The organism is Novipirellula galeiformis, assembly GCF_007860095.1.
GTDB classification, from domain to species: Bacteria; Planctomycetota; Planctomycetia; order Pirellulales; family Pirellulaceae; genus Novipirellula; species Novipirellula galeiformis.
In genome coordinates, this window is record NZ_SJPT01000008.1 from 95568 (window position 1) to 109360 (window position 13793).

The window sequence follows — 13793 nt, forward strand, 5'->3', positions numbered from 1 at the left end:
GGGCGTTCGACCTCTCACAATCGGTCACTTCGTTTCCCGCTGGATCGCTGCTCGCGGGATCTGGCTGCGGAAAGTCTTCAACATGGATTGGTGCTCGGAAGCTCCGGCCAAATTGGTCCACTCGTTCGGATCGTTGGCCATATCGTACAGTTCTTCGCTCGCGTCGTCGTAACGAATGTATCGCCAACGATCCGAACGCAGGGAAACGTTTCCTGGGTTGAACGAAGTGAGCACGACTCGATTGGTTGAGAGTTCGGGATCATGCAGCAGTGGAACAAGGCTTTCGCCATCGAGCGTTTGGCGAACCGATACGTCACACAGTTGTGCGAGCGTGGGGTAGAGGTCAATTAAACCCACCGGGCGGTCACACGTTTGGCCGAGACGTTTGTAGTTCGCCGCCATTTTCTTTGGCGGCACGACCGCAAGCAACACGCGTGTCGACCGTTCCCATCCGGTCCATTTGCCCCAATGCTGCTTTTCGCCAAGATGCCAACCGTGATCACTCCATAACACGATCACCGTGTTGTCGCCGTATTCGCTGCGATCCAAACCATCGAGCAACCGCCCGATTTGTGCGTCGACGAACGTAGTGCAGGCGAGGTAGGCCTTGACCGCTTCTTCCCATTGGCCGTGTCGGACGACCGTGCAGTGCAACCCCGCCGTGTCCGCTTCCAATGCCCAGCGCCGACCCGTCGTCCCCAGATCATCCAAGTCGGAATTCCGATACGGGGGTAACTGGATCGGTTGCCCTGCAAAGCGATCGAAGTAGGGTTTCGGTGCCCAAAGCGGAATGTGGGGGCGATAGAATCCAACCCCCAAAAAGATCGGTTTGCCGTGCGACTTGCTCAACTGTTCAATGGCCCAGGTCGTGATCTGAGTGTCACCCATGGCCGAATCGGGGACATCGAGTGGGCCCCAGTCAAACGACTCACCACCGGCCTTGTCTGGATTTCGATCTGAAGGCATGCCATTGAGGGGAAGCGTGATCGGATCGGAGTGGTCAACGACGACGCGATGCCTCGGATGGTCCGTCCCTTTGGATGGCAGTTCTTCTTCGGTGTAAGCGACGGCATCGCGGGTGAAAGGACTCCAACGTTGCTCGACATCGAAGTGCTCGTCAAACATCTTGCGATTCGCTGCGGCACCGGAGTGTGTCAACTTGCCCGTGCCCAATGTGTGATACCCCGCCGCATGGAACGCTCGCGGCAGCAGTTGGAAATCGGGATGGTGCTGAGGTACCTTTTTACTTTTGTTAGACCAGACGCCTGACCTCCAAGGCATAATGCCGCTGAACACCGCGGCGCGGGACGGATTGCAGGCCGGCGATGCGCAGTGAGCATTAGTAAACAGGACTCCTCGCTCGACCAGCCGGTCAATATGGGGCGTCTGTGCTTGCGGATGCCCACCAAGGCAACCGACCCAGTCATTCAAGTCATCAACGGCAATGAAGAGCACGTTGGGACGATCGCTTTCACGGGGGGCTTCGCCCAAGGCCAGGCCGCCCCAGAAAGGAATTAGTAGGCAGAGACCTAGAACCGCCGTCTTTCGATTCATGTTGATCGTCCTCATTCGTCGACCTCATTCGTGAACCCCAACGCGTCGTCACCGTGTCCGAACGCAGCCCTGTTGGCTCGAGCCCGTTGCGTCGAGCTCGTTGCGTCGGTCATTCAGTATAAGCTTTCCAAATCATCGTGAGCCCGCAATTCTGGTTCGTGTCTCCTTTGCCCCCGCGTTGGATTCGCTTGAACCACCCGTCGCTAACGCGTCCGATCACCGCTGCGTTTGGGCGCCGCCCCGTTTCGGGGCGATCGTATCTCAACGCAATGGTGCTTCGGCATGAAGTGCGTTTTTGATGGGCGAATCGAGTCTCGACGGGGGCCGATTTGAGCTATACTGATGCCCACTTGTTTCAACGTCTCCCCTCAGTGGCTTCAAGGAAAACCATGAAAGATTTATGCGCAGCGGCGATGGTGCTGTGTTTTGCATCCGCTGCTTCACCGTCGTTCGGCGATAATCCAAACTGGCCACAGTGGCGGGGTCCTGCTGGCAGCGGCGCGACGTCGACGGTGGACGTGGTAACCCAGTGGGGGCCAGACCAGAACGTGAAGTGGCGGATCGATTTACCCGAGGCTGGCAATTCAACGCCAATCGTGTGGGGCGACCGAGTCTTTTTCACTCAGCCGCTCTCGGAGACGAAACAGCGAAGTTTGTTTTGCGTCGATCGCAAAACGGGTCGCGAAATTTGGCGGCGCGGCGTGAAATACGACAAACCCGAGACTTCTCACAAAACCAATCCCTATTGCTCGGCGTCGCCGGTCACCGACGGCGAGCGGGTGATGGCTTGGTTCGGCTCGGCCGGGCTGGTGTGTTGGGATTTCGACGGCAACGAATTATGGCGTCGCGAACTCGGCACTCAGGAGCACATGTGGGGCTACGGCTCGTCACCGATTCTGTACGAAGACTTGTGCATTCTGTTGTTCGGTCCCGGAAACAATGAGTTCATGATCGCCGTCGACAAAACCACTGGCGAAACTCGCTGGAAGCGGGACACGTTGGATGACGAAACCGAACGCGCCCTTAGCGGTCCCGAGAATGACGGCAACGCCAACGATTTTACTAGCGAAAAAGAACGCAGCGAACGACTTCGCGGCGCCTGGAACACTCCCATCTTGGTTGAGGTCGATGGCCATGTCGAACTGGTCGCCATGCTGCCTCGCCGCGTCAGCGGATTTAATCCATTGACCGGAGAGCGGCTTTGGACCTGTGGCGGCGGAGCCCCGTTGGCGTACGCTTCGCCGATCGAGTCCGACGGCGTGGTCGTTGCCCTAGGTGGCTACAACGGCGCGTCGATGGCCGTGCGGGCGGGCGGTCGTGGTGATGTCACGCAGACTCATCGAATCTGGCACAAACCTCAGGATACCGGATGGTTGGGAACCGGCGTGGCTGACGATGGTTCAATCTACATTTGCAATGCGGGCGGCGTGCTGAGTTGTATCGACGTACAAACCGGCGAAGAGCTTTGGAAGGCACGCAGCGGCGGCGGGGGGACATGGTCTAGCATCACTCAAACCGGTGACGGGCGAATGTTCCTGCTGACCAAGTCGGGCACCACCACGGTCTTCACGCCCAATCCCAAAAAGCTCGAGCAAATCGCTGAGAATGCGCTCGATGAAAATACCAACGCGTCCGTGGTCGCCGCAGGCAACGATATCCTGATTCGGACCGACAAAGCCCTCTGGTGTTTTGCCGAACAAGTATCTGATTCCGAGTGAGTCTCGAGTGAAGCCGCGCCACGCAGACCGATTTTGAAGTGACGGTTGTTGTGGTCGTGGAGTGACCATTTCGATAGCCTCGGACTTGAGTCCGAGGCGTTTTCGTCAAAAGGCATTCAATCAACAAACGCGTAACGCACCGGCTTGTGATTTGCGGTCCCTTGAACGTCTTTGACGTTGCCGAATTTCTCTGCGTTGCCACTCATTTCTCTTGAGAGGGCCATCGCCGGTGGGCTATTCTTCACGCAGGTATGCCAACAAATCACGTAGTTCTCGGTCGGTCATCGTGCTGACCAAACCTTCCGGCATCATCGATGTCGTTAATTCATGACGCTCAACAATATCTGAGGTTGCAAAGGCTCGCTCGCGACCCGTGTTGTCACGATAGATCTCGTTCCCACCCCCTCCATCACGCAACAGCAGACCGACGAAGGTGCGTCCATCCTCCAGGATCAAAGCGCGAGGGAAAAACTGGGGGGCCACTTCGCGACTGGGTTGTAAGAGCGCCGTCAACAAGCTCGCTTGATCTCCCTGGGCGTGGACCGACGACAAATCGGGACCGACGACGTTCCCTCGGCCTTGCCGACGATGACAGGAACCACAATTGCCAACACTGGCATGATAAAAGATCCGGCGTCCTGCCTGGACGTCGACCGCTTCGGTGACCGCCGAGAGTCGCTGTTGCCATGCGGCAAGGTCGTCCGGCTGGGGACGACCGCGGGTAAGTGAGTCGGGGGCCAGTACGGCGGCGACAAGCTTGGCGCTCTCGGGAAATCGAGGTGGCAACTGCTTCAGACTTTCTCGTTGCGAGTCTGAAAACGTCGCGAAGCGGAGCGAACGCAAGGCTTCTTCACGCACAGACGCCGTTTCGTTGGCCGCCAATTCGATCAGCGCGGTGATCTCGTCGTCCGTTGGGCTCGCCAGTCCGGCAATCGCATCGGCACGCAGCGACGTTGCGTAGGAATCCTGTTGTGCTGCCTGTAGCAAACGCTGTCGCGCAGCCGGCGTTCCCTGTGCCGTCAGCACGAAAACCACTTCGCTCAGCAAGGTCGGGTTGTCCAACGCGATCAAGCGATCCAGCAGATCTTCATTCAATTTCGAGTGATGCGGATCGAGCAATCTCAATGCGAACGCACGTGTTTCGGCCGTGGAGGTTTCGTCTTGCACACGTTGGATCAAAATTTCCGAACCGGTCACCCCTGCACGCGGATTGCCGCTGAGGATGTTGCGGGTCGCCAGCCCCGCTTCGAACAATCGGTAATCGTGGGTACGTGCCAGATGTTCTTCCACCTCGGGTAGAAATGCGGTCCTTTGCTCTTCGGCGATCCAGCGAAGGGTTTCAAATCGGAGGTCGGCAGTCTCGTCTTGCCAAAAGTGACGAATCCAGGAATCGTTTTTTGCAGAGGCCTTGCGGATGGCCAACAGCATCGTGATTCGATCCGGCGTCGAGTGTTTCGACGCGGCGTCGATGGTGAAATGGTCCGCGCGAGTTGCCAATGCATCGATTGCCGCGCGGGCCACAAACGGATCTTGCGAACGCGCCGCTTCAAAGAGTTGCGGCTCGCTAAAGCCTTCGCCACCGGATCGTAATTTGGCGGCCAAACGGGCCGCTTCGGTGGCGGGCGGTAACGTCATGGATCCGAGCCAATCGGCAGCCTCAGCATCGATCTCCAACTTCCAAACTCGCCCCTTGCCGTGCAGTTGGTACGAACCGACGACCCAGTCCGCCAGATAGAAAACCGTCGCCGAAGCTTGGGTGATACACGTGGGACGGAAGAAATCGCTGCCCTGCACCAACACTCGTCGCTCGCTGCGAAAGCTTGCCCCGTCATCCTCAAGCGGATAATAGTCGATGCGATGGTCGGTCCATGAAGGGACGATCAAACCGCGACCCAGAGGCGCGATCCCGCAGGGCGCTTCGCCAACCGAATGGACCATCGGAAGGGTCCCCCGCAGCTCGCCATTCCAGCAAACAAACGGATGGAATGCGGATTCGCCATACAGACGCTGGAAACCGTATTCGCCACCTTCGACGACGTGTAACAGCCGACAAGGTGGCAGGGCGCCGGGATCATTCTCGGCGGCGAAGATCGTGCCGTCCTGGCGAACGCACAATCCAAAGGGATTCCAAAATCCCTTGGCAATCCGGCGCAGTCCTTCTCCCGACGCAGTACAGCGAAACACACCCCCTTCGCCCGTTCCGCGGACCGTGTTGCCGTCGTGACCTCGCAGCGTCCACTGTTCCCAATAGTTCTCACCTAACGAGAACAACAAGTCGCCGTTGGGATGCCACGCCAATCCCGCCAAACCATTGTGCGGGTAGGTCCCTTTGGTCTCAAGCTCCGCGATCGTCTCTTCCTGATCGCCGACCCCATCGCCGTCGGAATCACGCACGCGCAAGATGCGGTCTCGTTGAGCCAGATAAACCCAGCCGTCGCGGCCCAGTTCCAAGTCCATCGTCGCGACGGTGCGGTTGTAAAACACACGGCGCCGGCCGTCTGCAGCAAAGACCACGATTTCATCATGGGTCGGCCCCGAATAGTCGTCCGGCCGAAAGTGCGTATGGCTGGCGATCACCCATACGGCTCCGTCATGGTCGACGTCGATGCCCGTCGGAGTCATGATCTCAGGATGTTCGGCCACCATCGTCAGCTTGACTCCCCGCGATGGGAACTCCAATTTCGGTGCAAGCGTATCGGTTGTCGGAGCAATGGCTTCGGCAGTCTCCGCTCGCACGAACACCGCAGGCATCGCTAAGACAACAAGAAACAGAATCGATCGAAACATCGTGCGGTTGCCGTAGGGTAAGAGGGAAAAGCAAAAAAGCAAACGGTCGCGGTGGTGGGAAGGCGCACGTCGCAGCGGTAGAGGACACACCACCCTACTCTAATCGAACCACCCTACTCGGATCGAACCACCCTACTCGGATCGAACCACCGTACTCGGATCGAATCGACATAATCGAATCGAGCCGAGCCGGCGTTCGGGAGACCGCGCAGGGCCCTCAGAAGTTTTCCGAGGTGCCGTGCGGCGAATTACCTTGATGCGGTGATCCCCATTCCCACAGTTCATTCTGACGTTCCAATCGCGTCTTCGCCGCGGCATCTTTCCATCGACTCACAGCTTGGCAGCCGCCGGGAAATCTAGCGGCGTGTCGTGGACATGGTTAAAGAGGTTCGAGAACGTGGCCAGACCAATGTAGCCGATCGCCTCGGCAATCTGGCCATCGGTGTATCCCGCCGCTTGCACCGCCTCGAGTTCCTCGTCGGAGACAAATCCTCGCGACGCGATGACTTTTTGTACAAACTCCAACAAGGCATTGAGTTTTTCGTCGGACGAGAGAAATCGGCGTGCCGCAAGCGTCTCTTCGTTTGATAATCCCACGTTTTTGGCCAGCATCGTGTGAGCCGACACGCAATAGTGACAACCGTTCTGTTCGCTGACCGCCAAGTAAATCACCTCGCGGTCTTGTGGAGAAAGCTCACCCTCCGCGAGTGCGGCGGTCATGGATAGGTACGCCTTCAGTGCAGCGGGGCTGTTGGCCATGCCTTGAAAAATGTTGACGACTTTGCCCATCTGGGACGTCAATTCGTCGTAAGTTTCTTTCAGCGGTCCGCTCGTTTGGTCGGGGGTGACAACATGCAGTCTTGGCATCTTTCAATTCCTTTTCGATTGACGGAAACAACATCGAGGCCCTAAGCCGTGGAAAGCGTCCGCCATCCTACTGGCAATGAGGCAAGCCAAAGGGGCGGAGCCTCTTGCGGAGGTTTGCAAACTTTCCTCGGTCGAGCTGATGTGGAAATTTAACAGATTTAGAGAGTCGTGACTGTCAAGCGGGGGCGGCTACCGTATATCGGCTCTCCACGCGATCGAAATATCGATCATGGAGTACCAATTCATCCATCGAATGATGTCGCCGGATCGCTGCAACGAAATGAAGAACGCTCGCCAACGCGACAACCGATTGAGCGACAGAGCACTCGGGCGACGGAAATCGCCATGCGACACCCACAGCGACTTGCGCCGAATGACGGTGCTTTTTGAGTCTCGTCCACGATCGAGCTGGCGATGTCGCGGGAGGCTTCGTCGTGGGTTGGAGCGTTTTGCGTAAATCATTTTTTTGGGTATATTGAGGGGGCATTATCAACGCAGCGGTTTTGCCATTTTTCTTTGTTTGTGCCCCATTCTGTTGCCATGAGAGCGTCGTTGCGGCACCCTCAACGGAAATCGAAGCTTGAGTTGCTCATCAACGTGTTTTTTACATCTAGCCATCATTTTGATTCCAGCCGAGTTCCGCTCCTGCCTCGGCCCTCACGTAAACCCGTTATTGAGGTGACCGAATCGTTTTCCTATTTTCGAGCCAGCCGTTTGCTTGACGCTTGGCAGGCAGGTTTGCGTGATCCACGATGGACACCGCGGCGCGAGGAAGGATCGGAGGCGAACCCGTGAAAGATCCTCTGGCGTCCACCTTGGATGATTTGATTGCCGACTTCCTAGACGAAGCCGAGCGAGGACACGATGTCTCGCCGCAGCAGTTCATCGCGGCCTATCCCGCGCTGCGTGAGCCGTTTCTGCGATTTGTTGCGCAGCACATGCCGATCGACAAGTCGGCAAAAGAAGACACCATCGCCGGACAGACGAGCGATTTGGGCACGATGTCAGAGCGGCCGCAATTGCCATCGGACTACGGCCGTCGAGTGGGCCGCTATCGATTGATCCGCGCGCTCGGCAGCGGGGGCATGTCGGTCGTTTATGAAGCGATCGCCAGCGACAGCTCCGAACCGGTGGCGCTAAAGGTGCTGCACGCCTCGGTAGCCAGCGATCGGGGAATGCGACAACGATTTCAGAGGGAAGCCGAGACGATTCGATCGCTGAATCACGAGCACATCGTTTCTTTGTGTGATTTTGGGACTCACGACGAGACGTCGTTCCTGGCAATGCGGATGATCGATGGGGAAACTTTGGCCCAACAGATCATGGATTGCAAGCAGCGTGCGCTTGGGCAGCACGAAGCGGAACGAGGCGATTCGGAACCCGCTGAGAACGAGACGGGTAACGAGACGGGTGTGGATTCCCTCGCCACCTCCGATGCCGAGTCCGGACGTTGGTCGATGACCGAAATGGCCGCAGCGATGGCGAAGGTGGCGGACGCATTGTTCCACGCGCACAGTCGTGGGACGATCCATCGCGATGTGAAACCCTCCAATCTCTTGATCGATTCCGATCGCAAGCTGTGGTTGACCGACTTCGGATTGGCATCGGCCGGAGAAGCGCAGACGGTGGTCACCCGAACCGGACAAGTCATCGGGACGCCACACTACATGAGCCCCGAGCAGGCTTCCGGGGCCATCGACCAGATTGACCACCGCTCGGACATCTATTCACTCGGGGCAACCCTCTATGAATGGGTGACCCTACATCGGCCCTACCAAGGCGACCGATTTCGCGTGTTGTTGGAAATTTCGAGTGGTCGGCTGCGGCCGCCATCCCAAGTTTGTGAAAACATCCCGCCGCCTCTCGAAGCGATTATCTTAAAAGCGATGTCGTTGTCCCCCGCGGACCGCTACGCATCGGCGGCGGAGATGGCAAACGATCTGCTTCGGTTTTCTTTAGGAGCCCACGTTACCGCGCGTCGCCCCGGACCTGCCGACTTGGCGATGCGTTGGCTCGCCCGCAACCCGAGGACTTCGATCTTCTCGACGCTCGGTTTCGTCGCTGTCGTTTTGCTCGTGATGCTCATTCAATACGTTGCGGGGCAGCGATTGTCAGACGTCAACACGCAATTGCATTCCAGCAACCAAGCGATTGAGCAATCCAACGCCGAGCTGGCCCAGACCAACCGTGATCTCGACCGCAGCCAAGCTCGACTGCGCCGACATCTGTACGTTGCCGACATGGCATCGGCCTATCGAGCCTATGCCCAGCAGGACCTCAATGCCGTCAACTCGTTGCTCCAACGCGAGCTCCCGGACCACGCGAAATCGAATTTAGGACAATCAACCTCGAGCGATCTCGATCTCCGAGGATTCGAGTGGTGGTTGTTAAGAAATCTGTCGCGTCCGCCGGAGGTCTTGACGCTCGCCGGGCACGACGGACCTACCACCGAAGCGGTTTTGATTCCAGACACGAAACAACTGCTCTCGGTCGGCGAGGACGGTTGGGCCCGACATTGGGACTTGCTGTCCGGACGCCAGTTGAATCGTTGGCAAGTTGGTGAAAAACTCAACGCCGTCGCCGTTTCACCGGATGGGAAAAAATGGGTCACCAGCGACAGTGTTTCTGAGGGTCTCAATCCGGTGACGTTGCGTGACCGGAGCTCGGGCGACGTGATTGCTCAATTGCGAGGGCACGAGACCACAGTCGAATCGGCTGCCTTTTCACCGGATGGGAAATGGATTGCCACGGCGTCACGCTATCACGAGGTCCTGGTTCATGATGCCAAGGGTAATTTTCGCGGTCGTTTGATGACGGGATCTCGAAACGAGTCGCTCGGTTTCTCTCCCGATGGCAGTCAGTTGATCGCGGTCATCCGCGAGGAAGCCGACACTGATGCCGGAACACGGCAGCGTTTGCGTTCCTGGAGCCTCCCCGATTTGCAACCGGCTGCGGAATGGGAGTTTGAATTTGGTCCCTTCGTCTTTGCACTCTCCGCGAACGGAGAGCGGATCGTCGTGGCCGATGGGAACAATTGGGCCCTGTATCGGTGGGCGGATCCAGAGCCGATCGTCGTGCGGACCGAGATCCGCGGCCGGATGCGTTGCGTTGCAATCGATTCCAACGGTAGCCGTGTGGCCGCCGGCTGTGATAACGGATTGCTCTATGTCTGGGAGATCGATGGCAACGATCACAAAGGCGAGATGCGTCCGCCCCGAGTCATCACGGCCAGCGATCAAAAGATCACCAGTGTTACGTTTGGAGAAGACGAAAAAGTCATCGCCAGCTGTGAAGATGGAACGTTGCAGGTTTGGTTCCCTAATCGAACCAAGGTAGAGCATCCTACGTTTGGCAGGTCCACTCGCGCGATCACCCTGCGACCGGCTGATACCGATGTGCTATTTTTGCGAGGCGACAACGGGGACATCAAGCGGTTGACGTTGTCGACTCGGGAGGAAGTGAAGATCGCCCACGTCGATGCCGATGAGCATTACAAACTGGCCCTCTCCTCCGATGGAAAAAAACTCGTTGCGGCCGCGCCGGGCGAGGTTGTGGTTGTGTCGGCCGCAGAGGGGAGGGAGCTGCATCGCATCGATCACGATTTGGACGAAAAAGCTTGTCGCGAATTACTCTTCGTCGACGACGATCGGCGTTTGTTGGTACTCTTCAACGACCGGCTCCGCGAATATCAAACCTCCGGGTGGGCGATGACAAAGGAGCGGTTTTTGCCCGGTGATGGCGCAGAACTGATGCGCTGCTCGCCCGACGGTTCCACCGTGTTGGTGCTTAGTAGAGACACGTTGCGTTGGTACGACACCCAAGACCTTGATCTGATCGCGGAGTATCCCCGACAGTTTGGTTTGTTCGCATGGGCCGGCTATTCCGAGGACGGGCAAACCATCGCGACAGGGTATCAGGATGGCACAATCGAGCTGCTCAATGCGGTGACGCGAGCGCCCGTGGGCTTATTGCGAGGACACCGAGATCAGGTTAGTGGGCTGAAGTTCATCGACGGCGATCGAACGCTGATCAGTTCCGCATCCGACGACGAGATTCGCTTCTGGGATGTGGGTAGTGGCCGTGAGATTGGCGTCTTGGATGCCGGAAGAACAAAATCCGAGATCCTCCATTTCAGCCGGCCACTGCAACAACTCTTCAGCTTCGGTCCCCGCCGCCCGATCAAAGTCTGGTCAGGACAGCGGTTTAGGTAAGGCGTTTAGGTTGCGAGGGTGCGATAACTTCCGAGTCGCACAAGCGAATGGGGGAGTCGTTTGGTGTGACGGTTTCGTTGCCCTTTTGATTTCCGTTGTCATGACTTTCTTTGTGTCTGCTTGCCAATTGCATTGGTTTGCCACTTGGTGTGACCTTTGGCCGCGACTCGTATGTGACCACCCGCCACCGTGATTCAAAACTCAGGTTCACCGTCGCACACGGCAAACACGCCGTTGTCGGATTGTAACTCGGCGTCCGTTTTGGCTGCGCTGCGGTGATCGGACTGTTGTGCCTAAGCGTTCCTGTTCACGAGCGGTTAATACGTGCCACAACGCACGTGTCCCTTAGCATCATCTCAATCACTGAACAACTCAATCACCGGACGCGTCGGAATCCAGCATCAACTTCGCTGGTGGAACCGGCGTCAGACGCTGGACGTGCACATAGTAGGCTCCACAAATGGGCTTGGCATCGCTGTCGTTGAACCAAGTTTGCATCGTGGTTCGACCGATCGGCAGCGAGAGTTCGAAACGCACGGAGGATGCATCGGCGCTGACTTCCGCTCGCTGCTTTGTGTCTCCGACGCGAAGGGTTGCGTATGCAACTGGCCACGCGGGGCCCCCGGTCAATACGCCGTCAGTGACCTGAGTTTCATCGACACCGTCACGAAGTCGCAACCCGGAATCCTGAGGCCAGCGACTCAGGGTGAACGCGTATTTGCCTGCCGCTGCCACCTCGATGTGCCACAGCCCATTCTTGCGGACGCCACGGCGGACCTGACTTTGCTGGTCCACGAACACATCCGCCCACTCACACGCGGTCAGTTCGACCGGGTTCTGCGCCTCGTGTCCGATCACCGACGGCTGGAATTCCCGAGCGGGCTGCTTCACTCCGTCCCACCAATCGTTTAGGTGCGAACGCATGGTGGCGACCACGGCTGGATGACGATCGATGACGTTGTGTTCTTGTAAGGGGTCGGTCTTCAGATCATACAACGCTTTGTCTTCGATCAGCCGCCATCGCTTCCACAGCACAGCCGCCCTTTCGCGACGCGGGACAGCAGGATTCATCGGGGTAGTTCGCACCGCTTTGAACGGCATTCGGCTGTAGTTGATGACCAGTATCCGCTCTTGGGAAACCTGCGTTTCACCACGCAGGACTGCCGCCAAAGTGATGCCGTCGCAGTGATCGACGGAGGAATTCGGGATCCCGATCAGATCCGCCAGCGTCGGTAGCAGGTCCTGGACTTGGGTCAGCCCAGGCACATCCTGGGGTGCCTGCAATCCACCGGCGGGCCATCGGATGAAGCAGGGAACGCGATGACCACCTTCCCACAGCGTCGTTTTGCCGCCCTTCATATTGGCGTTGAAATATTGAGGACCGAATGTGCTGCCGTTGTCGCTCAGAAACACAACCACGGTGTCTTCACGCAATTGATGTTCTTGCAAAAACGTTTCCAATCGCCCGATGTTTTCATCGATGTTGGCACACATGGCCAGAAAGCGAACTAATTGTTCTTCCACCTCCGGGGCAAGGTCGGGTAAATCGCGGCGAACGGTACGCAGTGATTCGCGAACGACCGCAATATACTTTTCCGGTACAAAGTGAGGCTGGTGAGCCGCAGCGGTGGCCAGGTAGCAAAAAAACGGACGATCGGCGGCGACTTCGTCTTGCATCCACGACATCGCTTCATCGAACAACACATCCGTGGTGTAACCGGAGTACGCTTGGCGTCGCCCGTTGTGGATGTAGGTGTCATCGAAGTAATCGTTCTGCCATTGGTCAGGCACGGAACCAATATGCGACGAAGGAAACCAAAGGCTTTCTCGGAATCCTCGATCCTGAGGTCGATAGGGATACGTGTCACCTAGATGCCACTTGCCGAACAACCCTGTGCCCCAACCCGCGTCGGCAAATATGTTGCCCATCGTGGGGAGCTCGCGGCGCAGCAACGTGCGTCCGCTGCTAACGTTCATGGCCCCGTTGCGGAGTGCGTCGACGCCCGTCATCAACTGACCCCGCGTCGGCGTACACATCGGTGCGACGTGAAAGTCCGTTAGCCGGATGCTTTGGGAAGCCAGACGATCCAGATTCGGTGTTTGCAGGACTGGATTACCGTGAGCCGAAAACTCGCCGTAGCCCTGGTCATCGGTGATGACGACGATCACATTGGGACGCTTCGCCGACGTCACATCGGCCATCGCGCTGCTGGCGATCACCAGCATTAGGAGTCCGACGACGAGGCGATTGAGAAAGGAGATCATGACAGGAACGAAAATGGAGACTTACTGGTGACGGGCTTACTGGTGACGGGCTTGCTCGTAACGGGGGATAGCGACGTTCGCGTGCCTCGCCCCCATGCCGAGTCGCCACGTTGTCGGCTCGGTGACCACCGGGCGACCACCGGGCGCCGACAAGCCCTCCCAAGGTTTCCCTGCGTATAACCTTCACGAGGACTCAGCCGGTTTGACGAATGCTAAGAAAGACGAGGGCTAAGCAGGGAGGCAGGAATGATTGGGTGAAATCCCATTAGCCGCTTGGGCGTTAGCCAAATGGCACTCATTTTCACATTCCAGGAACATTATGCTCCCAACCACATGTGATTGGCACTGAATTTGCGCGAGCGGTTTGGTTTTCTTTTGACTGCCAAAAAGA

At 57.6% G+C, this 13793-nt stretch carries 7 protein-coding genes; 2 read left to right on the forward strand and 5 right to left on the reverse strand.

Features of this window, described 5'->3' with window-relative positions; all coding sequences use genetic code 11:
* Positions 1 to 24 precede the first annotated feature (24 nt).
* Positions 25 to 1554: a sulfatase gene (locus tag Pla52o_RS20050; protein WP_197169383.1), complete on the reverse strand. Its 1530-nt coding sequence runs from the start codon at positions 1552 to 1554 to the stop codon at positions 25 to 27.
* 389 nt (positions 1555 to 1943) lie between these two features.
* Here Pla52o_RS20050 and Pla52o_RS20055 point away from each other — a divergent pair, with 389 nt between their 5' ends.
* The gene (locus tag Pla52o_RS20055; RefSeq protein WP_146596419.1) at positions 1944 to 3272 is read left to right on the forward strand and encodes an outer membrane protein assembly factor BamB family protein; all 1329 of its coding nucleotides are present in this window, start codon (positions 1944 to 1946) and stop codon (positions 3270 to 3272) included.
* A 234-nt stretch (positions 3273 to 3506) separates the two neighbouring features.
* On the opposite strand, the gene Pla52o_RS20060 is transcribed toward Pla52o_RS20055, so the two are convergent.
* The 3 genes from Pla52o_RS20060 to Pla52o_RS20070 form a co-directional block, all read right to left on the reverse strand.
* Entirely contained in the window at positions 3507 to 6059 is a 2553-nt protein-coding gene (locus tag Pla52o_RS20060; RefSeq protein WP_146596420.1) for a PVC-type heme-binding CxxCH protein, read from the reverse strand.
* 330 nt (positions 6060 to 6389) lie between these two features.
* Positions 6390 to 6926, reverse strand: a complete 537-nt coding sequence (locus tag Pla52o_RS20065; RefSeq protein ID WP_146596421.1) for a carboxymuconolactone decarboxylase family protein — start codon at positions 6924 to 6926, stop codon at positions 6390 to 6392.
* A 189-nt stretch (positions 6927 to 7115) separates the two neighbouring features.
* On the reverse strand, positions 7116 to 7388 hold the full coding sequence (locus tag Pla52o_RS20070; RefSeq protein WP_146596422.1) for a hypothetical protein: 273 nt from the start codon (positions 7386 to 7388) through the stop codon (positions 7116 to 7118).
* 329 nt (positions 7389 to 7717) lie between these two features.
* On the opposite strand from Pla52o_RS20070, the gene Pla52o_RS20075 reads away from it, so the two are divergent.
* On the forward strand, positions 7718 to 11137 hold the full coding sequence (locus Pla52o_RS20075) for a WD40 repeat domain-containing serine/threonine protein kinase (protein WP_197169384.1): 3420 nt from the start codon (positions 7718 to 7720) through the stop codon (positions 11135 to 11137).
* Positions 11138 to 11509: 372 nt separating this feature from the next.
* Here the strand turns inward: Pla52o_RS20075 and Pla52o_RS20080 are convergent, their stop codons facing one another.
* Positions 11510 to 13402, reverse strand: a complete 1893-nt coding sequence (locus Pla52o_RS20080; protein ID WP_146596424.1) for an arylsulfatase — start codon at positions 13400 to 13402, stop codon at positions 11510 to 11512.
* Positions 13403 to 13793 lie beyond the last annotated feature (391 nt).

Bases quoted from the DNA above. Each gene is read 5' to 3' on its own strand.
- Pla52o_RS20070 (WP_146596422.1), bottom strand. From the start codon at position 7,388: ATGATTTACGCAAAACGCTCCAACCCACGACGAAGCCTCCCGCGACAT.
- Pla52o_RS20065 (WP_146596421.1), bottom strand. From the start codon at position 6,926: ATGCCAAGACTGCATGTTGTCACCCCCGACCAAACGAGCGGACCGCTG.
- Pla52o_RS20050 (WP_197169383.1), bottom strand. From the start codon at position 1,554: ATGAATCGAAAGACGGCGGTTCTAGGTCTCTGCCTACTAATTCCTTTC.
- Pla52o_RS20080 (WP_146596424.1), bottom strand. From the start codon at position 13,402: ATGATCTCCTTTCTCAATCGCCTCGTCGTCGGACTCCTAATGCTGGTG.
- Pla52o_RS20060 (WP_146596420.1), bottom strand. From the start codon at position 6,059: ATGTTTCGATCGATTCTGTTTCTTGTTGTCTTAGCGATGCCTGCGGTG.
- Pla52o_RS20055 (WP_146596419.1), top strand. From the start codon at position 1,944: ATGAAAGATTTATGCGCAGCGGCGATGGTGCTGTGTTTTGCATCCGCT.